Here is a 22,761-nt window from a genome sequence, read left to right on the forward strand (position 1 = left end):
GAAGGCGTCCAGCGATCAGATCGTCAGTGTCTGGATCGCACCGTCACCGAACTCGCAATCGAGTTCCCAACCGGCGGCAGCGGCACGCACACGCAGAAATGTCGCCCCGTCTCCAGCCGCCGGGCGCGTTGCATTGACGACGCAGCGGTAGGTCTTCGCACCATTTCGGATCTCGATCGCCTCGCTGTCGACGATCTCCTCGTCGATGCCGTTGGCGAAGGGATAGGGCGCAAACATCGCCGCCGTGTGGATCGAGTGTAGACGAGTGATGAGAGAGCCATCCTCATCGCATAGATCGACGGTGGCGATGCAGCCTCGATGTTCATCGCCCGAGAGAAACACCACATGCTCGACCCGGTTCTCGGCGATATAGGCAAGCACCTCGCGAAGCGTGTTGGGATAACCGTCCCAGCCGTCGGAATGCAGCGCACTCAGGTTCGTCCACGACAGGCTGCGGTCGCGTTGGATGGCGCGCCGATGCCGCGGCAGGAACATCACCGGCGACACCACGAACTTCGGTGCGGGCGCCAGCAACAGCCATTGCTTCAAACTGTCCATCGTCGCCGGCGCAATCATCGCCGCCGTCCTAAGACCGTCGCCGACCTTGCGGTGTGTGCGCTGCGTCCGTGTGTCGAGCATGAAGAAATGAAAGCCGTCGAAATCGAACATCTCGAGCTTGGCATGCATGCCGCGCTGATACTTCCTGTAGGCTTCGATGCCCCGCGTCACCTTTTCGGCGTTGTCATCGTCGTCGGGATCGGAAATCGGCTCCCAATTGTCGTCGATCTCATGATCATCAAGCAGCATGAAGGACGGGATCTTCCGCAGCACGTTGCGCACGCTTTGCTGGTTGAGCCAGGCTTCATAGGGCAGACGATATCGATCGTCCCGCCGGGTCGGGTCATAAAGGCCCGCTGTCGGGTCGACATAGACCTGGTCGCCGACGAAAAGCGCGAAGCGCGGCTTGATGCCGACATTGGCGTCGAGCCGCTCGCCGATGCGGCGATAGGAATGGTAGGCGACGGCCTCGTCGAGAAATCCGGCCGGATACTGGCACGACGACAGCGTAAAACTGGTGCCGTTCGGCGTCGGTTCCAGGGGCGGCTGCACCGGCGGATCGTAGGGAATGACGCCGTCCCTCAAGTCGAAATCCTGTTCGACAACGGGAAGAGGCGCTGCCTGCATGAAACCCTGCCGCTTTGTATTCGGAGTGGGAAAGGCGAGCGCACGCTCCACAGCGACGGCCATTTCTTCAAATCGACTGAAGGCAAAGGCGATCGCCTGCTTGCTCGCGGCATTGCCCGCACCTGTCGGATCCAGCCGGCGCATCTGCTTCTTCGCGATATCGGCAACGAAATAGCCGTAGGCTGGCCCCTGCCCGGCACGGCCGGGCTGTGCCAGATGCCTGTCGAAATCGAAGGTCGGCAACGACAGCCCGCCGCCAGGACCAGCAATCGGATCACGCGGAGCGGCGGTCTCGCGCAGCACGATCACCGGCGGTGGTGCCGCAATGGGTTCAAGCGGCGGCGGTGGCTCCTCATGATCGAGGTCCGGTGCCGCCAACGCCGCATCCTCGTCGTAGACCAACAGGACCAGAAGCGCATTGCCGCGACCCGCACCAGCGTTGCCCGGCATGCGGGCCGGCAGCGGGGCTTCGAATGCGTCCCAGCCATCGTCTTCAAGCGCCTTGGAGGTATAGGCCACAAGGTGTTCGATGAGATATTGGATATCCCAGGGCTTCGCCGCATCATCCGGTCGACAGATACGTTCGTTGACCAGCCGGATGCGCAGCAACAATGCGGCTTCCGTCGCCCGGTGCGAGGGCGCCGAACCAAGGCGGATCACCAGCGCCGGCGTCTTCGGGCGCTCTTCAGTGAGGATCGGACCGATCCAGGGCGGATAGACCACTTTTTCGCTGTCGGCCTTGATTACACCCGTCGGTATGTCGGCGTCGAGAAACTGCTGGATCTGCTGCAAGGTCGCATGACGCGTCGTTCCGACCAGAGCATCCTGATGGCCCGCACCCGGGTTGACGAAGGGAGGCCTATAGACCCGACCAGCATCGCCAAAAATCTGCCGCATGCGATCAACGGTCGAGACGTGCGACAGGCCGTTTTCCGCCCCATGCACGCTGAAGGTCGGGAACGACCAGTGCTTTTCCAGATTCTGGCGCGAGACCAGGCGATTGCGCCCATGAAAGTCCGTCATCGTCGAATAGCGCACGAAATGCAGTGTCGACGACACCGTCGACAGGCTCAGCGGACCGAAATGCTCGTCGATATAGCGCAGCATCTCGGGCTCCATGTTGCGCACGTTGAAATCGCGACCGTAAAGCGCGTCCATGCGGTGCCGCGTCCGCGTCCAGGGCGTTCGTTTCGTCGGCCATCGCGGATTTTCGACGTCGAATTCCTCGACGGGATAGGGCAGTGTCGACAGCAGCCGATCGAGAAGATCGTCGGCCAGTGTCGGCTCCTTCGGGTTGAAGCTGTAGCAGTCCGGCAGGAAATCGATGAGATAGCGCACGACATAGGCGCGAAAGATGTTGGCCGGTGCGAAGACCACGAGCGGGCCGACCTGCGTGAACGCCGCGCGATTGACGAGCCCGGTCGCATGGCCGTTCAAAACCGCGATGCTGAAAACGACGGTTCCCATGCAATGGGCGATCACGTCGACCGTTCCGTCCGGCGACGTCGCCGCCACCGTCTTCAGGGCTGCCGGCACGTCGACATTGCCGATCTGGTCAAAACTCCAGGCCTGCGTCGCGGTCGGCTGACCAGCGCTGGTTCTCAGATCGGCGATCCAGATGTCACGGCCGGTGCACCAGAAATGGCTGGCGAAATTGGGGTTGACCGCATGATGCGCAAACGTCGTGCCGCTGGCGCTATAGCCGTGGAACATCACCAGCGGCCGCTTCTTGGTGTTGGGATGACGATAGCGCGTCAGCCGCACTTCGCCGGGGATGTCGTTGCCTCCGCCATCCGGCCGTTCGGGCGCAAGCGCGATGCGGTGCAGTTCGGCGGTGATCGATGCGCCGCCAGGCAGCTTCAGGGTGGTCGGCGGCAGGCGGTTGACGATCGCCTCGCTTGACCGCTTGTCCTGGTCGGGAGAACGACAGCTCCAGATGTGCAGACCAAGCAGAAGCCGCGTGACGAAGCCGAAGAATGTCAGCAATTCGCCGATGGTGTTGGCGCCATCGCGTTGATTGACGATCCGGAATAACGGCAGGCCGATCCGCGCGAGATAGCCGACATCGAGTTTCAGCACGCGCTCGCCGCTGTCAGCGCTGAGGCCTGGAAACCTGTCGAGCCTCACCTCCATGAGTTGGCGCCAGGGGTTGCAGCGCCTCTCATAGGTGAAGGTCTTGGTGCCGACGATACGGTTGCCAGCAAGCGTGATCTTGCCGCCGACGTCCCGTGGCCCAATGGTCAGATCATAGCTGAGCGCCCTGATCTCGCCGGAGCGGCTGGCGATCGCAAAAGCCGATTTAAGCCGCGACCAGATACCGGGGCCGTCATCCCCATCGACAAGAGCCTGGTAGCCGTCGCGAAGGCCCCGGTTCAGCGTCCACGCCTTGCCGGCACGCCACACCCGCCCAAGCAACGTGCTTTCCTGCCGCTCGAATATCCTGAGGCTGCCGGAAATCGGCGCGCTGAACTCGACGGCGGCGTCGAGTCGCTGCTCCTTCACATGCAGAGGCAACCAAGTTGTCTCGAGCGTTTCCCAGACCTCCCGGGGGAAGATCCGGATCTGGCTTCTGATGGCGCGATCCGGCACTTCGGTCGCTACACGAAGGATCGGATGTCCGCCATTGTTCGGCGTCAACTGTCCAAGTCTCGTCGGTGTAAACCGCATGGTCAGCTCGACGATCCGGGTTTCCTCGACCCCATCAGTAGGCGTCAGGCGAATGGGGCCGACAAGCCGTTCGGTGATTTCCACTTCGCTCGACTGCGCCCGTGCGGCAACGTCGGTGCTGCGAAAGACCGGACGAACCAGTGGTGGACCCGTGGGCCGGGCTTCGGCCGCCGCATAGCCCCACTCGTCCGCCAACATTTCGGCCGCGCGCAGCGCGATCGCGGCAATCGTCAAGGCAGGGTTCGTTGCAAGGGCCGTTGGAATGATCGATCCGTCGAGCACGACGAGATCGTCATACACAGCATCGGAATCCGCCGACGTGAAGACGCGCCCCAGATGGTCGACCACACCGTCCGCGCCGGTATCGGCCATCACGCATCCGCCAAGCGGGTGGACGGTTGCCAACGGTCCACGCTGGTCTTTGAGCAGCCAGGTCAGATCGGCCGGCAACAGTTTCCAAACCGGATTGGGGATGAGGCGGCCACCTGAATTCTTGGTCAGTGCAGCGAGCGCCTCGATCTCCTTGTCGAAGATCGGCAGGCCTTGCAGTTTGTCCCAGCGGATCCGCGCGATGCCGTCGCGATCGGTCGCGATTGGATCACCGTCGAGCTCGATCCGACCCGCCGCGCCATCATCGGCCATGACGGCGTAGAGGGCCGAGTGGCCGATGCGTGCCGGCGGCACTGCGTAGATATCGTCATCCGGAAACCCCGGCCGGTGACGGCTGCCGTCATGCCTGGCGAGGCCGTGCAGCGTATTGAGCGTGGCAAAAACCTCGGCAAAGGCGATGCGCAGGGCGGCCGGCACCGACATTTCCTCGATCATGACACCGGCGGAGGCACGCAGGTCGATCACGCCGGTAATCATCGGCCCGATCGCCCGGGCCGAGGGTTTGACCGTTTCATCCGCGACAGTGTTGACAGTGGCTGTTGTGGCATAGTCGGCAACCAGCATGTCACCATTGGTCGAGCACCGTGTTCCGAGGTTCTTGTCGGGCAGTTGCAGGCCCAATCCGCGTGACCGCATCAGGATTTCGCTGGAGCCGAGAGTACCGGCGGCAAGCACGACCTTGCGCGCCCTGATCGGCACCGTCCCGCCGTCGCGCTTTCGCAATTTTGCGTCGGTGTAGACGCTGTTGACGATCCAGCCCGCCTCGCCATCCCTGGCGATGGTCAGCACGGTCGCACCGCTGAAAATTTCCGCACCGTACTCGTGTGCCCGCGCCAGCAAATTGACGTCGAGCGAGTTCTTCGCACCCCCATTGCAGCCGGTGGCGCAATCGCCGCAGCGCACGCATTTGTTAAGGCGTACATTGCCCGAACTGACGGTGTCGCTCATCGCGACCGTGATCGAGGCGGGGCGGAAATTGCCGTCCGGGGCGATGGAGCGAACGGAGCGAAACTTTTGCGGCACGCCATCAACATGGTTTGCAATGGTGTTTGGGGTGCCCATGATGGTGCTGCCGAGCAGATCACGGGCGCGATCGAAATAGGATTTCCAGACCGAGAGGTCCTTGAGGGCCGCTGGCCATCCCCTATGGAATATGCTTGGCAGCGGCGTTTCCATGACCCCGGCATTGATCAGCGAGCCGCCGCCCACGCCATTGGCGACGACGGTAACGACCTCCGCACCGATCCTTATGTCGATCAGGCCCTCCTTGTTGTTGTCGCTGCGAATATGGCGCGGCAATTCACCAAGCCCTGTCGGAAACGAGCCTGGCAGATATTCACGCCCGCGCTCGAGCACGCCAACGGAGATCGGTCTGCCCTCATGCATGCGACCGGCGAAGCTCGATGCGGCAACGGCGCCACCGTACCCGCTGCCGATGATCAGGATATCGAAGTGCACATTGGCGGGCGCCTTGCGAACACGATCGACCAACCGTTCGAATCCCTGCGATATCCAGGCCGTTTTCGATTCTGTGTCGAGGTCGCTCATGCCGACCTCTCCGGCAAGCTGCCGCGACGCCCGGCGATGCGGTATCGCAACGCCTCGTCGATGACGGCCCCCGATCTTTTGTCGGTCTGCGATCTGCCTTTGCCAATGTCGCTTCTCTGCACAGAGTTCTCCACCAGATGTGCCGCCACCCTCGGTCGCAGCCGCCTTTCTTCCGGTCTTTCCACGCCTGCAAAATATGCTCGCATCCATTCCATGCGTCGAAGCCAGAAGATATCGACTTAACCTTGGGTTGTACATGAACACAAAGCGCCGCATTGGCCCTTCCGACCCATGTCCTGATTTCGACTGAGGTTGACGCCCCCCTCTTAGCGCCGGGTGAATTATATGCGAAAGTCCGCAGATACGTGAGAGGGGAACCACTAATCCAGAAGTAGTAGGCTCCTCACCCCGTCGTGTGAGCGACTTGGGCGCCCCGGCGCTTCCTCCGTCTTTCTGCAGCCGTGAGAAAGAAGTCATGGGAAAAAACGATCCGCTGCATGAGCTTTCGCGCTATTGCCGGGTCTTCCCGGTCGGTACGGCGCAATACGGGCTGTGGTGCGGGCTGGCGCATTGGCTGGACGACAGCAAGGAGCGCGCGCTGTCGACGTGGACTCAGGGTCTTGGCGCAGCCAGGCGCCTGTCGCTCCGGCAGGACGAGGCGACCATCGCAGCGGAGATGCGACGCCGACAGGATACTGCCTGATCGGCAACAGGCCGCCGTCAACCCGGCCTCAGCCTGGCGCGGTTTTCCCTCGGCGGCCTTGAACACGCATCTCGCCTCCTATAGTCCGGGTGCCGAGTTGATTTTGGATTGGGACAATCGTGTCGAGAGATCGTTATTCGAGAAAACTGGAATGCTCAAAATGTGGGGCGTCCGGCTTTGCAGAAGCCTCGGAGAACGACGATCCGAAAAGCAGGACCCGTGGTTTTCTCATCGACCAGATGCCAACGGGCTTTTCGACGGAGCGCCCGTCGAGCGATCCTGCTAAACACATGATGCGGTGCCGCTGCGGCCATATCTTCGCCTTCAAGCAGAAGACGGTCTATGCGCCGAGCGGCGAGCCACGGACTTGAGGCATAAAGGGTTCGAACCACGCTTCCTCAAGGTCCGATGCGCCGCCTCCCATGCCTAACCAGGGATCATGAAGCCCGAACCACCAGCCCCATGGCCTCGCAGATCATGACCGCCTGATCGATGGTGATGACGGCGCGCTTCAAGGCCACCGTGTCGGGCTCGATCGTGCTGATGTCGCTGCCGCGCAGATCGCAGCCGATGAAATTGCCGCGATCGAGTGCCGCACCGGACAGATCAACGCCAGTCATCGATCCACCGTCGCAACGCACACCGGTCAGATCCGCCTCGCGCATCACGACGTCGGCGATATCAGCACTGCGAAGATCGGCCCCCTGCAGTCCGACAAAAGACCAGTTTCCGCCCTTGATGCTCGTCGCGTCGAACTTGCAGGCCTCGAACACGCTGCCGACAAACTTGCACGCGTTGAAAGCGACATCATAGAAATTGCACCCGACGAAGGTGCAGTTGATGAAGGCGCTTGCCTCGTGACGCGAGCAATTGAACTTGGCGCGGCGGAACGTGCATTCCTTGAAGACGGCGCCGGCGCTCGTGGCCTCGGTCATATCGAGATCGGCAAAAAGCGTCCGGCTGTGGTTGCGGTCAGAGATCGTCTGTCCATACCAGTCGGCGCTGGTCACCGTTGCATCGAACTTGGAGGCTGCGGTTTCGGCTTTACGGTCGGTCATGTCGGGCGATCCTCCTCTTGCTTCGTCGGGTCAGAACCGCCTGTCTGGCGTGGAAATGCACGGCGCGCAAGCCAACGGGCCGCGTCCGCCGCGTCGCTGGCACAGTCATGCACCGTTCGCTGGCCAAAAACCTGCCGATGCCAGGGTCATTTTTCACTGGTAAAGCCGGCGGCGGCGATAGAGTTGGGAGCGGCTCGCCGAGCCACTTCCAGCCTTCAACTGCAGTCGCAAACGGCACTGGCAAGAGATCAGCTCGGCCAGCGCCAGCCCTGGATTTCCGGCATGCACTCGCCGTATGCGCGGACATAGCGGTGGCGCTCGTCGGGCTTGCCTTGAAGCTCGACAGTGATGAGCAGTCCCGGTGCCGTCACGGTCGATCTCCGTCCAATCACAGATCGCACCATGCGCCACAGGCGGTCGCCGCCGCGGCGCACGGGTTATTTCAGGAACGCCCGAAAGCGTCGCATGGCGAAGGCAAAGAGAATGGCGCCGATCACCAGCAAGGCAAGGAGCTGCGGCCAGACCACGTCCAGCCCCGCATCGCGGAAAAGAACTGCCTGGGCCAGAATGACGAAATGGGTGTTCGGCGCCGCAAGCATGATGGTCTGGATGATTTCGGGCATGCTCTCGCGAGGCGTCATGCCGCCGGAGAGAGCCTGCAGCGGCAGAAGCACCAGCATCAGCAGCAAGCCGAACTGCGGCATGGAGCCGGCGATGGTCGCAAGCAGGATGCCCATCGACGTGGTCGCGAAGAGTTGTAGGGCGGTTGCCAGCAGGAACAGGATGAATGAGCCCTGCACAGGAACGGCGAGCACCCCTTTGACGATGAAGACCAGCGAAACCGCCGAGGCCAACAGCACCACAAGTCCCATCGACCACACCTTGCTGACCATGATTTCGAAAGGGGTCACGGGCATGACCAGCAGGTGCTCCACCGTCCCATGCTCGCGCTCGCGGATGAGGGCAGCACCTGTCAAGACGATCGACAGGATGGTGATGTTGGTGATGACGTTCATCACCGCGCCGAACCAGCCCTTGTTCAGCTCGGCATTGAACCTCGCACGAAGAACAAGATCGACCGGTAGTGACTGTTCGCTGCGATGGCGATCGAGGAAGCCTGAGACCTCGCCGGTGACGATCTGCTGGATGTAACCATTGCCGGAAAAGGCCTGGCTCATGCGCGTCGCATCAACATTGAGCTGGATCGTCGGCGAACGCCCGGCCAAGAGATCCGTCTGGAAATTCGGCGGAATGTCGAGGGCGAAGGTGTCGAGGCCCTGGTCCATACGCCGGTCCATTTCCGCCGGCGTGATCATCTGTGGGGGCACGAAATAGGGCGGATAGAAAGCTGTGGCGATCCGCGTCGAAACCGGCGAGCGATCTTCGTCGACGATGGCGACGGCCGCCCGATTGAGCGTTTCCGGCATCGCTGTCGAGCCGGTATAGACCGACAGCGTGAAGGAATAGACGATCAGGATCAACAGGATCGGATCGCGCCAGAGGCCCCAGAGTTCCTTGATGCCGAGTTGATAGATGTGGGACAGGCGCATCGTCACCTCGCCTGCTTCTTGAGGGACAGGGTGCCGATGGCGAGCAGCACCGGCACCGCGATCAGCATCGGCACGAAGGCGCCGGCAAGATCGCTGAAGCCGAGCGCCTTGGAGAAGGTGCCGCGGGCGATCGTCATGAAATGCGTGGTCGGGTAGATCTGGCCGATGAATGCGCCTGCCCCTTCAAGCGACGAGACCGGATCGATCATGCCGGAATACTGGATCGCCGGAATGAGCGTCAGGATCGCCGTGCCGAAGATCGCCGCGATCTGGCTCGCCATGAAGGTGGAGATGACAAGCCCCATCGCCGTCGCCGCCGAGACATAGATCAGTCCCGCGACCGTCCAGGTCACGAGGCTGCCGGTAAACGGCACCCGGAAGACGAAGATCGCGAACGCCGTCAACAGAACGAAGTTGAGCATTGCGAGCGCGATATAGGGGATCTGTTTGCCGACCAGGAATTCCAGCCGCGTCACCGGCGAGACATAGAGATTGACGATCGACCCCAGTTCCTTCTCGCGCACGACACTGAGCGCCGACAGCATGGCCGGTATCAACATCAGCAAAAGCGGAATGACTGCGGGAACCATGGCGACGATGCTCTTGACGTCAGGATTGTAACGGAAGCGCGTCTCGATCTTGAAGGTGCCGGTGGTTGCCGCATTGCCGTAGCGTTCGCGGATCTTGCCGGTCAGCCAATGGGCATGCAGCCCCTGGACATAGCCCTTGACCGTTTCGGCCCGGCTGGCCATGGCGCCATCGATCCAGGCGGCGATTTCGACCTTATCGCCACGGGCCGCATCGCGGGCAAAACCCGGCGGGATCTCGATCGCCAGGCTGAGTTCGCCGTTGCGCATGCGCCGGTCGAGGTCGGCGTAGTCGGTGATCGGGTCCTTCTCGATGAAGTAACGCGAACCGGCGATCTCGAGAATGTATTCGCGGCTGGTGGTCGTCTGGTCATGATCAAGCACCGCGAAGGTCAGGTCCTCGACATCCATGTTGATGCCGTAGCCGATGACGAACATCAGGATCACGGTGCCGATGGTGGCAAGCGTCGCCCGGATCGGATCGCGAACCAGCTCCAGCGCCTCACGGCGGGTATAGCTGAACATGCGCCCGACATCGAAAAACCCCGATTTCGAGGCGGGCCGCTTTGGGGCCTCAGGCTTGACGACCGGCTCCGAGGGGGCCTTTGCCCGAACTACCGCGGGAGCCGCCTGCTTCGCCCCGGCGATCGCCTCTTCCAGATAGGTGATGAAGGCCTCCTCCAATGTCGCTGCCAAGCGGCTCTTCATGATGTCGGCGGGCGTATCGCTCACCAGCACTTTGCCCGCATGCATCAGCGACATGCGATCGCAGCGCATCGCCTCGTTCATGAATTGGGTGGAGATAAAGATCGTCACCTGCTCGTTGCGGGAGAGGTCGACGAGGATCTGCCAGAAACTGTCACGCGCCACGGGATCGACGCCCGATGTCGGTTCATCGAGGATGAGGATGTCGGGCGAATGGATCAGGGCGACCGCGAGCGAGAGCCGCTGGCGCACGCCGAGCGGCAACGCGTCCGGCAAAGCCTCCATCACGCCTGAGAGGTCGAAGCGTGCCGCAAGTTCCTCGATTCGGTCAGGAATGGTATCGGCCGCCATGCCGAAAAGCTTGGCGTGCAGTTCGAGGTTCTGCAGAACCGTAAGCTCGGTATAGAGCGAGAAGGCCTGCGACATGTAGCCGACACGGTGGCGGACCTCCATGTCGCGCGGGTCAACCTCGCGGCCGAACAGCTTTGCCGTGCCTTCGCTGGCGGCAAGCAAGCCCGTCAGCATCTTCATCGTCGTCGTCTTGCCGCAGCCGTTGGAGCCGAGAAAGCCGAAGATCTCACCGCGGCCGATGCGGAAGCTGACATTGTCGACCGCGACGAAATCGCCAAAGCGCATGGTGAGGTTGTTCGCCTCGATGGCGATATCCTCGCCAACACCTTCCGGGCGCGGCGGAATGACGACGTCATGATGCTCGCGCCGCAACTCCTCGGGAAGCAGGGCGATGAAGGCGGCGTCGAGCGTGTCGACGCCAGTCTTTTCAAGCAGTTCACCGGGCGTGCCCGTTGCCAGCACCCGGCCGGCATCCATTGCCACCAGCCAGTCGAAGCGCGCCGCCTCTTCCATATAGGCGGTTGCGACGATGACGCTCATACCCGGCCGCTCAGTGCGGATGTCGTCGATCAGTTCCCAGAACTGGCGGCGCGACAAGGGGTCGACGCCGGTGGTCGGCTCGTCGAGGATCAGGAGATCGGGATCGTGGATCAGCGCGCAGCAGAGCCCAAGCTTCTGCTTCATGCCGCCGGAAAGCTTGCCCGCAGGACGCTCCGCAAAGGGAGCCAGACCCGTGCTTTCGAGCAGGCTTGCGATCCGCTTTTTACGCTCCTCGCGATCGTGGCCGAACAGACGGCCGAAGAAATCGACGTTCTCGAAAACAGAAAGCGTCGGATAAAGGTTTTTTCCGAGGCCCTGCGGCATATAGGCGATGCGCGGGCAGGTGCGGCGCCGGTGGCCGGCATCGGCGATGTCGCCGCCGAGCACGTCGACGCGTCCGCCCTGCACGGCGCGTGCACCGGCGACGAGAGAGAGCAGGCTCGATTTTCCCACCCCGTCCGGCCCGATCAGGCCGGCCATGCAGCCCGAGGGTATATCGAGCGTCACGTCGTCCAGCGCCTTCGTCTTCCCATAGGAAAGCGTGACGGCGCTCAGGCGAACCACGGGCTCCGCCGGCGGCAGGCCGGCCCGGTCGGGATCCGCCATCACTGCACCAGCGTGCCGGTCTGGCTCGCCGGCCACTCAGCATTGGGGTCGACCTTCACATAGGCAACGCCCGGAAGACCGGTTTTCACCATGCGGATATACTTCTTCAGGAGTTCCTTGGGGATCTGCGCCTTGATGCGGAACGTCAGCTTCTGCCGCTCCTCGGCCGTCTCGACCGTCTTCGGCGTGAACTGCGCGACATCGGCGACATAGGAAACCTTGGCGGGAATGATGTACTGCGGCGCTGCATCCAGCACGAGACGGACCTCGCTGCCGATCGACAGAAGCCCTGCCTGATCCGTCGGCAGGAAGAATGTCATGTAGACATCGCCGAGATCGACGAGATTGAGCACACGGCCGCCCGCCGCCAACACTTCGCCGGGCTGGACGACACGATATTGGATGCGGCCATCACGCGGCGAGACCAGAGTGCTGTCGTTGATGTCTGCGACGATGCTTTCGACCGATGCCTTGGCTGCCTCGACCGAGGCTTCGGCATCGACGACCTGGGATTTCGCCGAATTGATCGCCGCATTCGACGCGGCGAGCGAGGCTTCCGCGGCACTGGCGGCAGCTCTTGCCCCCTCTGCCGTCGCCCGGTCGTCGTCGAGCACCTGCTGTGAAACCGTGCTCGTCTTGACGAGCTGCTCGGAACGGGCGAGCCGCCGCTCGGCAGCGTCCAGTTGTGCCCGGCGTTGTGCCAGAACGGCGTCGGCTGCCGCCTTTTCCGCCTCGCGCTGGGTCACAAGGTTCTTTGCCGCTTCGACGCCGATGACGGCGCGCCTCTCCTGTGCTTCCGCCTGCCGTTTATGGGCCTCCAGTTGGACCGTATCCATCTGGGCAAGCACCTGACCGGCAGTGACGAAGTCCCCCTCGTCCACCATGATCTCTTTGATTCTGCCCGGCGTTTTCGTCGAGATATCGATCTCGACCGCTTCGATGCGTCCGTTGCCGCTGGCGATCCCGGCGGGTAGCGCATTGCGATCCAGATTCTGCCAGGCGTAGTAGCCGCCCGCCAGCGCAAGAACGACCAGACCGATCACGAGCCAATTCTTCCGGGCTTTTTCCATATCAGCGTCCCACCTTCAAATGCATCCCACGACAATAGACCGCGGTCACCCAAACACAACCGGGAATAGGCCTGGCGCGGGGAACCGTCACCGCGGCGTAAACGGATCGCTAAAGCAGACGCGAAGGAGCAGGTCATCGCATTGACTCATGTCAATTGGGCTCAAGACAGGCATTGCCATTTGACAAAAGACGATTGAAAAAATCAAAAGTAAAAAGCTGATATTGACAGATGTCGATCATCGTGTGATTTTTGTCGAAATCGATGGTGGCAAAATCGCCATCGCAGCGTGGGAGGACACCATGCAACCGCTTTTGAAGGTTGAAGGACTGAAGAAATCATTCGGGGGCGTTGCTGCATTGCGCGACGGCCGCCTGGAGCTTCAAGCCGGCTCCGTTCATGCGCTTTGCGGCGGCAATGGCGCCGGAAAGTCGACGTTTCTGTCGATCCTGATGGGCATCCAGCAGCGCGACGGTGGCACAATCTGGCGCCGCGGCAAGGAAGTGCACTACGGCAACCCCGCCGAAGCGCTCGCCTCCGGCATCGCCATCATCGAGCAGGAACTGAGCCCCGTCCCGCATATGACGGTCGCCGAAAACATCTATCTCGGCCGCGAGCCCTCGGGGCGCTTCGGCGGCATCGACTTCAAGAAGATGAACCGGGATGCCCAGCAACTGCTGGATCGGCTCGAATTCGGCATCCGTGCAACCCAGACGATGATGACCCTTTCGGTTGCGCAGATGCAGCTGGTCGAGATCGCCAAGGCTTTCAGCCATGAAGCCGAAGTCATCTTCATGGACGAGCCGACATCGGCGATCGGCGAGAAGGAAGCTCAGCACCTCTTCGCTGCGGTTGCCCGCCTCAAGGCCGAAGGCAAGGGCGTCGTCTACGTCTCGCACCGGCTGTCGGAGATCTTCCAGATTGCCGACAGCTACACTGTCTTTCGCGATGGCGGCTATGTCGGCAGCGGCCTGCTCGCCGATATCGACCGCCCGGGCCTGATCAAGATGATTGTCGGGCGCGAACTTGGCGAAGAATATATCAAGACCAACGACCCGACCGACGAGATCGGCCTGGAGGTTTCGGGCCTGACGCTGCCGGGCAAAATCGAGGACATCTCGTTTTCGGTGCGCAGGGGCGAAATCTTCGGCATCTACGGGCTGATGGGCTCCGGCCGCACGGAAATCTTCAACTGCCTGTTCGGCCTCGATCGCCCGTCGCAAGGCGACGTCAGGCTCGAAGGTGAACCGGTCAACGTCACCAAGCCAGCCGACGCGATGGCCAGCGGCATCGCCTTCGTCACCGAAGACAGGAAAGTGAGCGGCCTCAACCTTGCAGACAGCGTTCGCGGCAACATCTGCCTTGCAAGCCTCCCGGAGATGAGCCCGAGCTTCGTCATGAAGCGCCGGGACGAGGCCGCGGCAAGCGCCCAGATGATCGCCCGGTTCGGCATCAAGGCCGCCCGCGACACGATGCCGGTCTCGGGCCTTTCGGGCGGAAACCAGCAGAAGGTGGTGCTCGGCAAATGGTTCCTGCGCCAGCCGAGATTGCTCTTGCTCGATGAGCCGACCCGCGGCGTCGACGTCGGTGCCAAGCGCGAAATCTACCGCATCATCTGCGACTTCACCGCGGCCGGTGGCACCGTTGTCATGATTTCCTCGGAGATCGACGAGGTGCTCGGCATGTCCGATCGCATCCTGGTCATGCGCCAGGGAAAATCCGCCGGCATCTATGACCGCCGGGCGACCGACGCCCGTTCGCTCGTCCACCTGTCGACCTGAACCACCCGCGAGATCGACGCCAGAAGCGCTTGTCCGACATCAAAGGGGCCTGAGAACCGTGTCCAATATCGAAAACAAATCGTCCAGCAGCTGGTTCAATGCCGAAAACCGCGGCACGATGATCCAGGAATACGGCATCTTTCTCGCCTTCCTGCTGTTGGCGTTCATCCTTTCGCTCTCCAACGAATATTTCCTGACGCCGGGCAACATTTCGAACGTGCTGCTGCAGACGTCGATCAACGGCGTGCTCGCCATCGGCATGACCTTCGTCATCCTGACGCGCGGCATCGATCTTTCCGTCGGCTCGGTCGTGGCCCTTGCCGGCATGGTGAGCGCCAGCTTCGCGACGACCTCGGCGACGGCAGGCATCGCCGGCGCGCCCTACCCTTTCTTCATCGCATTGGCGATCGGCATTCTCGTCGGCGTCGCCTGCGGTATCATCGTCGGCTTCATCGTCTCGCGCTTCTCTGTTCCGGCCTTCGTCGCCACGCTCGGCATGCTGTCTGCGGCGCGCGGCATGACGCTGATCTATGGCGGCGGCAAGCCGGTGCCGGCGCTGACGCCGGAATTCCGTTGGATCGGAACGGGCAACATCCTCGGCATCCCGATGCCGGTCATCCTGCTGGCGATCGTCTTCCTGGCCTCCTGGTGGATCCTGACCCGCACGCGCTTCGGCCGCTACATCTACGCCGTCGGCGGCAACCCGCATGCGGCCAAAACCTCGGGCATCAATGTCACTCGCATTCGCTTCCTCGTCTACGTCATTTCCGGCGGTCTTTCGGGCCTTGCAGGCATGATGCTCTCTGCCAGGACGGGCTCGGCCCTGCCGCAGGCCGGCATCGCCTATGAACTCGACGCAATCGCCGCGGTCGTGATCGGCGGCACCAGCCTTTCGGGCGGCGTCGGCCGGGTGACGGGAACGCTGATCGGCGCGCTGATCATCGGCGTAATGAACAACGGCCTCGATCTGATGGGCATCCAATCCTACTACCAGCAGGTCCTCAAGGGCGCGCTGATCGTCGGCGCCGTGATGCTCGACCAGAAACGCAATCAGGGTCTTTGACCCCTAAGAGATTGGCCGCCGAGCGGCTGCCATGAACCAATCCGTGCGCCATGAAGGTCGCGGAAACCACAATATGGAGGAGTAGCATGAAGAAACTCGTGATCGCCCTGGCTTCCGCCACGGCCCTCTTCGCGTCATCAGCCGTCGCGCAGGAAAAGCTCAAGATCGGTGCAGCGCCCTACGGACTCAATGCCGAATTCATGCAGATCTGGTCGGCGGCGCTTGAAGAGCACCCCGCCGTCAAGAGTGGCGAAGTCGAACTGACCGTGTTTGACGGTCGCTACGACGCGCTGGTCCAGCAGGAACAGTTCAACACGATGATCACGCAGAAGTTCAACGCGATCATCTTCGTGCCGATCGACATCGAGGCCGGCGCAACCGCCGTTCAGGCGGCGCATGATGCCGGGATCCCGGTCGTCGGATCCAACACCCGCGTCAACTCCGACCTCTTGACCGCCTATGTCGGCTCCGACGACACCGTCTCCGGCTACATGGAAGCCAAGACCGTGCTCGACAAGATCGGCTGCAAGGGCAACGTCGTCATTATCGAAGGCCCGATCGGCCAGTCGGCGCAGATCTCCCGCCTCGAGGGCAACAAGAAGGCGCTTGCCGAGTGCCCTGACGTCAAAGTTCTCGAGCAGCAGACGGCCAACTGGTCGCGCGCCGAAGCCCAGACCCTGATGGAAAACTGGCTGACGGCCCATTCAGGCCAGATCAACGGCGTCATCGGCCAGAACGACGAGATGGCGCTCGGCGCGATCGAAGCGATCAAGTCGGCCGGCCTCAAGGTCGACGACTTCGCCATTGCCGGCATCGACGGCGTGACCGATGCCCTGACGGCCGTCAAGGAAGGCACGATGACCTCGATCCTGCAGGATGCCCGCGCGCAGGCACAGGGCGCGCTCGACCTCGCGATCTTCCAGGCGAAAAAGGGTGACTACAAGCCACAGTCGGACATCTGGGCGCAGTATCCGGACATGCCGTTCAACGACGGCAAGGACAAGGAATACAACGTTCCGTGGACGCCGGTCACGACCGAAAACGTCGACAAGCTGCTCGAAGCCCGCAAGTAACGCCAACTCAAGCGGGGCGGCCTGCCCGCCCCGCTTTCCAACCGCCGAGGGAAAACGACATGACCGAGACCACACCGCAGATCGACCTCAATTTCCCGCTGACGGGCAAGGTTGCCCTCGTCACCGGCGGTGCCTCCGGCATCGGCGCGGCGATTGCCAGCGCCTTTGCCGCCAAGGGCGCGAAAGTGGCGGTGCTCGACATCAACGAGGATGTCGCGCGCACAAAAGCCGAGGCTCTCGGGGCTGATGCAAGACCCTTCGTCTGCGACGTCTCGGACCCAGCCTCGGTCAATGCGGCCGTGTCGGGCGTGGTCGCCGCTTTCGGCGGCATCGACATCGCCGTCAACAGCGCCGGCGTAGCGCTTCTGGCGCCTGCCGAAGAGCTGTCGCTCGACTACTGGGACAAGACCATCGCCATCAACCTCAAGGGCAGCTTCCTCGTCACCCAGGCCGTCGGCCGGGCGATGATCGCCGCCGGCAAGGGCGGCAAGATCATCAACCTCGCCTCGCAGGCCGGTACCGTCGCGATCGAAGACCATGTCGCCTATTGCGCCTCGAAGTTCGGCGTCATCGGCATGTCGAAGACCTTTGCGGCCGAATGGGGCAAACACGGCATCTCCGTCAACACCATCTCGCCGACCATCGTCCTGACCGAACTCGGCAAGAAGGCCTGGAGCGGCGAAAAGGGCGAAGCCGCCAAGAAGCGCATTCCGGCCGGCCGTTTCGCCTATCCCGAGGAAATCGCGGCCGCTGCCGTGTTCCTGTCGTCGGCGGGAGCCGACATGATCAACGGCGCCGATCTCTTGATCGACGGCGGCTACACCATTCTCTGACGACGCACGACCCCATCTACAGGAGACACCATGCAAAGGTTCATCAACAATCCCGACGAGGTGGTCGAGGACACCGTCAAGGGCTTCGTCAAGGCGCACTCCGACATCGTGCGCCTGGCTGACAACCCGCGCGTGGTCGTCGCCAAGGGCGCACCGGTTGCCGGCAAGGTCGGCGTCGTCACCGGCGGCGGTTCCGGCCACGAACCTGCCTTCATCGGCTACACCGGCCGCAACATGCTGGACGCGGTCGCCGTCGGCGAACTCTTTTCGTCGCCGACCGCCAAGAGCTTCCATGATGCCATCCGTGAAGCGAATGGCGGCAAGGGCGTCGTCTGCCTCTATGGCAACTACGCCGGCGACAACATGAACGTGAAGATGGCGATGAAGCTCGCCGCCAAGGACGGCATCGACGTCCTGACCGTCGTTGCCAATGACGACGTCTGCTCGGCACCGCCGGAGGAGCGCGAGAAGCGCCGCGGCGTGGCCGGCGAAATCTTCATGTGGAAGATCGGCGGTGCCAAGGCGGCTGAAGGCGCAAGCCTCGAGGAGGTGCGTGCAACCGCGCAGAAGGCCATCGACAATTGCCGTTCGATCGGCGTCGGTCTCGGGCCATGCACGCTTCCGGCGGTCGGCCATCCGAACTTTCAGATCGAGCCCGGCACGATGGAAGTCGGTATCGGTCATCACGGCGAACCGGGCGTACGCGTCGAAGCGCTGAAGACCGCCGACGACGTCGCCAAGGACATGTGCCAGATCGTGCTCGACGATCACAACCTGGCGTCAGGTACCGAGGTCGCGGTGCTGGTCTCTGGTCTCGGCGCAACGCCGCTCAACGAACTCTATATCCTGAATGACACGATCGAGAAGGAAATCACCGGTCGCGGTCTTCGCATCTACCGGACCTATATCGGCAACTACTTCACCTCGCTGGAAATGGTCGGCGCCACGCTGACCGTGCTGGCGCTCGACGACGAACTCAAGGCGCTCCTCGACGTCGAGGTTCGCTGCACCACCATCCTGTGACGAAAGAGGCGCATCATGCAGACGTTTAGCAACGCCAACTCAGGCGCGATCGTGCTGTCGCTCGCAGAGCGCATCATCGAGAACCGCGCCTATCTGAGCGAGATCGACGGCAAGATTGGCGACGGCGACCACGGCGTCAACATGGCCAAGGGCTTCGGCATGGCCGCCGATCGGCTGAAGGGCAAGGAGGCAACCTTGTCCGAGGCGCTGGATACGCTCGGAACCGTGCTGATGACCGAGATCGGCGGATCCATGGGCCCGCTCTACGGGGTGATGTTCACCGAGTTCGCCGAAAAGCTCGACGGTGTGCCTGCCATCGATGCGGCAACCTATAGCCTCATGCTGCATGCCGGCCTCGAGGGCATCCAGTCGATCGGCTCGGCCAAGGTCGGAGACAAGACGCTGATCGACACGCTCGTTCCGGCCGTGGAAGCCTTTGACGGTGCGACCGCGAGCGGCAAACCGTTCGACGAGGCGCTCGATGCGCTTGTTTCCGCAGCCGAAGCTGGCCGCGATTCGACCCGCGACCTCGTCGCCAAGATCGGCCGCGCCAGCCGGCTCGGCGAGCGCTCGCTCGGCGTGCTCGACGCCGGTGCGACCTCCTGCGCGATCATCCTGAAGGAACTTTCGCTGGGCGCACGCGCACGCCTGACGTAACCCCTGCCGAAGGCGACGGCACGGTTCCGTGCCTTCGCCAGACACCTTCGCCTCCCAAGGCCGGTGCGATCCCGCTCAAAAACAGCGGGATCGCACACCGCGACGACAGTCATACCAGCTGCTGGTGCCGGCCGGCACAGATGGCTGAATGCGCGACATTCCAAATCTGCTGTATAAACCTGCACTTCGATCAGACCCGACCTAAGGAACGGTGCAGTAAGGTTGCAAAAGCACGACGTTGCTTCCATGTTCACCAACCAAAACAGGGAACGAACGCAACCAGATGACATCGAAGACATCCTCACCACGCAAGGGCGGTGCGAGCAGGAGCGGCGCGACCGATACGTCGGACGCCATCCCCCTGCGCTATGGTGACGATCCCTATGTCTGGGCCTGCTGGCTCTACTACGAAGACGGAATGACCCAGGGCGAGATCGCCGATGCGATGGGCGTCTCGCGTGCGACCGTCAACAGCTACCTCGCCGAAGCCCGGGAAAAGGGCATCGTCAACATCTCGCTCGAGCCGGCGCGTCTTGCGTCGCTCACGATCGCCCAGGAACTCAAGCGCCATTTCGGCCTCGCCGACTGTCTCGTCGTTCCAAGCGACGACAACGCCCGGCCGCTGATCGACCGGCTCGGCGTGGCCGGCGCAATGGCGTTGCAGAAGCTGGTGAAATCCGGCGACACGCTGGCGGTCTCCTGGGGACGCACGGTGATGTCGGTGGGTGAGCATGCCGATGTGCATGCGCTCCAGGACGCGACCGTGGTGCAGGCGACCGGCGGCACGACGGCGGCGTTCTCCTATACGCCGGAGCTCTGCGCCGCTTCGATCGCCCGTGCGATCTCTGCGCGCTGCGTCGGCATAACCGCGCCGGCGATCGTCAAGTCGCCGGAATTGCGGCAGATGCTGCTCGACGAGCCGCTGCTGCAGGAACAATTCGCCACGCTGGCACAGGCGAACCGCATCCTCTTCGGCATCTCGTCGCTGCGCCCTAACTCGACCATCCATACCAGCGGTTTCTTCGAATCGGTCTCGCTGCAACACTATCTCGCAGCCGGCGCCGTCGGCGTCGTCGCCGGACGGTTCATCGACGAGCGCGGACGGCCCGTCGCGGGACCACTCGACGACAGGACAGTTGGGATTTCGCTCGACATGCTACGCCGGATCGGCACGCGCATTGCCGTTGCCGGCGGCTTCGACAAGGTTCCGGCGCTGCTTGCGGCGCTGCGCGGTGGTTACGCCAACGTGCTGATTACCGACGCGGCGACCGGTCACGGCATCCTCAGGGCAGACGGCGTCACCGGCCTCGACACGAGGATCTCGCAGCGGCCGAAGCTTGCCCAGACGCCCAGCTCCTACCGCACCCACGTCAAGAAGTTCCTCAACAACCCCAATGAGGTTGTCGAGGAGATGCTCGACGGCGTCGTCAGGGCACACCGGGACTATATCGAGCCGATCAACGGTTCGCATCGCGCGCTCGTTGCCAAGACCGGACCGCGGCCGGGCAAGGTCGGCCTCGTCATCGGCGGCGGCACCGGCCATGAACCCTGTTTCCTCGGTTATGTCGGCAAGGGCCTCGCCGACGCCGTGGCGGTCGGCAACATCTTCTCCTCGCCGCCGCCTGATCCGATCGTCCAATGTGCGGTTGCCGCATCGGGCGGCGAGGGCGTGCTTTTCGTCTATGGCAACTACGCCGGTGACGTGATGAACTTCGAGATGGCAGCCGAGATCGCCGAGGAAAAGGGCATCAAGGTCCGTACCGTCCTGACCACGGACGATATCGCCTCCTCGCCGATCGAGGATCGCGAGGGTCGGCGCGGCGTTGCCGGCAATTTCTTCATCTTCAAGATCGCCGGTGCGGCCTGCGATCGGGGACTTTCGCTCGACGCCTGCGAGGCCGTGACCAGGAAGGCGAACCTTCGCACGTATACGGTCGGCGTTGCGCTCGAGCCCTGCTCGATGCCGCAGACCCGACGCCACAATTTCGAGATCGGCCCCGACGACATGGAAATCGGCATGGGCATCCACGGCGAGCCCGGCGTGACCCGCGAGCACATCAAGCCGGCCGACGACATCACCGATGCGATCATGGACAACATCTTCAAGGAGATGAAAGCTTCGGCCGGAGATCGTGTCGCCGTGCTCATCAATTCGTTCGGCGCGACGCCGCTGATGGAACTCTACATCCTTTACCGGCGGGTTGCGCAGCGCCTTGCCGCCAAGAACATAGAGATTGAAGCCAACTGGATCGGCCATTATTGCACGTCTCTCGATATGGTCGGTGCATCGATCTCGATCCTCCATCTCGACCAGGAACTGACCGATCTGCTGCATCACCCTTGCGAAACGGCTTTTCTGCGTATCAATTAGCATTCCGTCAGGGACCCATGGTCAAGCATGGGTACCGGGCGTTCTGGGAGGACAGTGATGTCGGAAAATGCGGCGCGCCGCTTGGTCAGCATGTTTCAGGCGATCTCCGAGGCCGTGGAAGCCGAAAAGGATCATCTGTCGGAGCTTGACGGCGCCATTGGCGATGCCGATCACGGCACGACGATGTCGCTCGGCTTCCTGGCGGTGAAGGCCGGACTGGCCAAGCTCGACCTCGACCATGCCCAGATCTCCGACGTCATGGCGACGGCGGCGGGCGCTTTCCTCAATGCCGTCGGCGCCTCGACCGGACCGCTCTATGCCACGGCCTTTCGCCGCGCCGCACAAGCCGTCGCCGGCAAGACGGATCTCGATCTCGCCACCTGCGCCGCCATCATCGATGCCATGGGTTCGGGGATGCGCGAGCGCGGCAAGGGACAACGCGGCGACAAGACGATGCTCGACGCCTGGCTGCCGGCAGCCGATGCCGCCGCAGCAGCCCTTGCAGACAACAAGGGAGCTGACGGTTTCTGGCGCGACGTTGTCGCTTCGGCCGAGGCCGGCGCCAACGCGACGCGCTCGATGATCGCTACAAAGGGACGCGCCGCAAGGGTGCGCGAGCGCTCGCTTGGTCATGTCGATCCCGGAGCCGCCTCGTCCGTCGTGATCCTGCGCGCCATGGCATCTTCGCTCAACAGGGCGGCCTAGCGCGCGGCGCCGACCAACAGCCGCAACCGAGGTTCGCGAGTAACGCGCACGTGATGCCGCTGTTTGGACAAAATTTACCATCACATGCCAAGGCTGGTGAGCAGTGGGGATGTCCGGCGTTCAAGTTTTATTGAACTGCCGACAGACGAAAGCCAGCGGCAAGCGCTTGCAGCTAAAGCCGCTAGAGGTTTTATGGTCCGGTCGCCATTTCAAGGAGCCCGCATGCGGCGCATAACGAGACACCTTCTTTCCCTTTCGCCCGCAAACGCCGGCGAATTCCTGGGCAAGACGAAGCC

At 62.6% G+C, this 22,761-nt stretch carries 16 protein-coding genes; 10 read left to right on the forward strand and 6 right to left on the reverse strand.

Translation table 11 applies throughout. The annotated features are described in order from the left end of the window. Positions 1-15: 15 nt before the first annotated feature. Positions 16-5,790, reverse strand: coding sequence for an alkaline phosphatase D family protein (locus ASD00_RS25460; RefSeq protein ID WP_057209916.1), 5,775 nt, complete (start codon positions 5,788-5,790; stop codon positions 16-18). Positions 5,791-6,265: 475 nt separating this feature from the next. Between ASD00_RS25460 and ASD00_RS25465 the strand changes: the two genes are divergently transcribed. Beyond that, positions 6,266-6,493, forward strand: a complete 228-nt coding sequence (locus ASD00_RS25465; protein WP_057209918.1) for a hypothetical protein — start codon at positions 6,266-6,268, stop codon at positions 6,491-6,493. Positions 6,494-6,609: 116 nt separating this feature from the next. Then, positions 6,610-6,864: a hypothetical protein gene (locus ASD00_RS41935; RefSeq protein ID WP_025429345.1), complete on the forward strand. Its 255-nt coding sequence runs from the start codon at positions 6,610-6,612 to the stop codon at positions 6,862-6,864. A 66-nt stretch (positions 6,865-6,930) separates the two neighbouring features. Here the strand turns inward: ASD00_RS41935 and ASD00_RS25470 are convergent, their stop codons facing one another. The 5 genes from ASD00_RS25470 to ASD00_RS25490 form a co-directional block, all read right to left on the reverse strand. Continuing rightward, positions 6,931-7,551 (reverse strand): pentapeptide repeat-containing protein, encoded by a 621-nt coding sequence (locus ASD00_RS25470; RefSeq protein ID WP_057209919.1) that lies wholly within the window; start codon positions 7,549-7,551, stop codon positions 6,931-6,933. Positions 7,552-7,799: 248 nt separating this feature from the next. After that, entirely contained in the window at positions 7,800-7,922 is a 123-nt protein-coding gene (locus ASD00_RS42360; protein WP_255569825.1) for a hypothetical protein, read from the reverse strand. 66 nt (positions 7,923-7,988) lie between these two features. Further along, positions 7,989-9,101: an ABC transporter permease gene (locus tag ASD00_RS25480; protein WP_057209922.1), complete on the reverse strand. Its 1,113-nt coding sequence runs from the start codon at positions 9,099-9,101 to the stop codon at positions 7,989-7,991. A 2-nt stretch (positions 9,102-9,103) separates the two neighbouring features. Next, positions 9,104-11,890, reverse strand: a complete 2,787-nt coding sequence (gene rbbA / locus ASD00_RS25485) for a ribosome-associated ATPase/putative transporter RbbA (RefSeq protein ID WP_057209924.1) — start codon at positions 11,888-11,890, stop codon at positions 9,104-9,106. Beyond that, positions 11,890-12,960 (reverse strand): HlyD family efflux transporter periplasmic adaptor subunit, encoded by a 1,071-nt coding sequence (locus ASD00_RS25490; protein WP_025429349.1) that lies wholly within the window; start codon positions 12,958-12,960, stop codon positions 11,890-11,892. Before ASD00_RS25490 ends, rbbA begins: the two co-directional genes overlap by 1 nt. Before the next feature lie 301 nt (positions 12,961-13,261). Here ASD00_RS25490 and ASD00_RS25495 point away from each other — a divergent pair, with 301 nt between their 5' ends. From ASD00_RS25495 to dhaL (ASD00_RS25535), 8 genes are all read left to right on the forward strand, one after another. Then, positions 13,262-14,740: a sugar ABC transporter ATP-binding protein gene (locus tag ASD00_RS25495; protein WP_057210108.1), complete on the forward strand. Its 1,479-nt coding sequence runs from the start codon at positions 13,262-13,264 to the stop codon at positions 14,738-14,740. Positions 14,741-14,798: 58 nt separating this feature from the next. After that, on the forward strand, positions 14,799-15,803 hold the full coding sequence (locus ASD00_RS25500; protein ID WP_025429351.1) for a sugar ABC transporter permease: 1,005 nt from the start codon (positions 14,799-14,801) through the stop codon (positions 15,801-15,803). 86 nt (positions 15,804-15,889) lie between these two features. Further along, a complete protein-coding gene (locus tag ASD00_RS25505) occupies positions 15,890-16,876 on the forward strand; it encodes a substrate-binding domain-containing protein (RefSeq protein ID WP_025429352.1) in 987 nt (328 codons plus the stop codon). A gap of 59 nt (positions 16,877-16,935) precedes the next feature. Then, positions 16,936-17,709 carry an SDR family oxidoreductase gene (locus ASD00_RS25510; RefSeq protein ID WP_025429353.1) on the forward strand — a complete coding sequence of 258 codons (774 nt, stop codon included), beginning with the start codon at positions 16,936-16,938 and terminating at the stop codon, positions 17,707-17,709. Between the two features lie 30 nt (positions 17,710-17,739). Continuing rightward, positions 17,740-18,732, forward strand: coding sequence for a dihydroxyacetone kinase subunit DhaK (locus tag ASD00_RS25515; RefSeq protein ID WP_025429354.1), 993 nt, complete (start codon positions 17,740-17,742; stop codon positions 18,730-18,732). Between the two features lie 15 nt (positions 18,733-18,747). Beyond that, positions 18,748-19,389 (forward strand): dihydroxyacetone kinase subunit DhaL, encoded by a 642-nt coding sequence (gene dhaL / locus ASD00_RS25520; RefSeq protein WP_025429355.1) that lies wholly within the window; start codon positions 18,748-18,750, stop codon positions 19,387-19,389. Between the two features lie 283 nt (positions 19,390-19,672). Further along, on the forward strand, positions 19,673-21,760 hold the full coding sequence (locus tag ASD00_RS39240) for a bifunctional sugar-binding transcriptional regulator/dihydroxyacetone kinase subunit DhaK (protein ID WP_081788964.1): 2,088 nt from the start codon (positions 19,673-19,675) through the stop codon (positions 21,758-21,760). Between the two features lie 57 nt (positions 21,761-21,817). Next, positions 21,818-22,465 carry a dihydroxyacetone kinase subunit DhaL gene (gene dhaL / locus ASD00_RS25535; protein ID WP_057209926.1) on the forward strand — a complete coding sequence of 216 codons (648 nt, stop codon included), beginning with the start codon at positions 21,818-21,820 and terminating at the stop codon, positions 22,463-22,465. Positions 22,466-22,761 lie beyond the last annotated feature (296 nt).

This window comes from Ensifer sp. Root31 (assembly GCF_001424825.1).
Lineage (GTDB): Bacteria > Pseudomonadota > Alphaproteobacteria > Rhizobiales > Rhizobiaceae > Ensifer > Ensifer canadensis.

What these genes read in the sequence shown, in the direction of transcription:
- ASD00_RS25460 (WP_057209916.1), bottom strand. Translation starts at nt 5,790, where the DNA reads ATGAGCGACCTCGACACAGAATCGAAAACGGCCTGGATATCGCAGGGA.
- ASD00_RS25465 (WP_057209918.1), top strand. Translation starts at nt 6,266, where the DNA reads ATGGGAAAAAACGATCCGCTGCATGAGCTTTCGCGCTATTGCCGGGTC.
- ASD00_RS25470 (WP_057209919.1), bottom strand. Translation starts at nt 7,551, where the DNA reads ATGACCGACCGTAAAGCCGAAACCGCAGCCTCCAAGTTCGATGCAACG.
- ASD00_RS25480 (WP_057209922.1), bottom strand. Translation starts at nt 9,101, where the DNA reads ATGCGCCTGTCCCACATCTATCAACTCGGCATCAAGGAACTCTGGGGC.
- rbbA (WP_057209924.1), bottom strand. Translation starts at nt 11,890, where the DNA reads ATGGCGGATCCCGACCGGGCCGGCCTGCCGCCGGCGGAGCCCGTGGTT.
- ASD00_RS25490 (WP_025429349.1), bottom strand. Translation starts at nt 12,960, where the DNA reads ATGGAAAAAGCCCGGAAGAATTGGCTCGTGATCGGTCTGGTCGTTCTT.
- ASD00_RS25495 (WP_057210108.1), top strand. Translation starts at nt 13,262, where the DNA reads ATGCAACCGCTTTTGAAGGTTGAAGGACTGAAGAAATCATTCGGGGGC.
- ASD00_RS25505 (WP_025429352.1), top strand. Translation starts at nt 15,890, where the DNA reads ATGAAGAAACTCGTGATCGCCCTGGCTTCCGCCACGGCCCTCTTCGCG.
- ASD00_RS25510 (WP_025429353.1), top strand. Translation starts at nt 16,936, where the DNA reads ATGACCGAGACCACACCGCAGATCGACCTCAATTTCCCGCTGACGGGC.
- ASD00_RS25515 (WP_025429354.1), top strand. Translation starts at nt 17,740, where the DNA reads ATGCAAAGGTTCATCAACAATCCCGACGAGGTGGTCGAGGACACCGTC.
- dhaL (WP_025429355.1), top strand. Translation starts at nt 18,748, where the DNA reads ATGCAGACGTTTAGCAACGCCAACTCAGGCGCGATCGTGCTGTCGCTC.
- ASD00_RS39240 (WP_081788964.1), top strand. Translation starts at nt 19,673, where the DNA reads ATGACATCGAAGACATCCTCACCACGCAAGGGCGGTGCGAGCAGGAGC.
- dhaL (WP_057209926.1), top strand. Translation starts at nt 21,818, where the DNA reads ATGTCGGAAAATGCGGCGCGCCGCTTGGTCAGCATGTTTCAGGCGATC.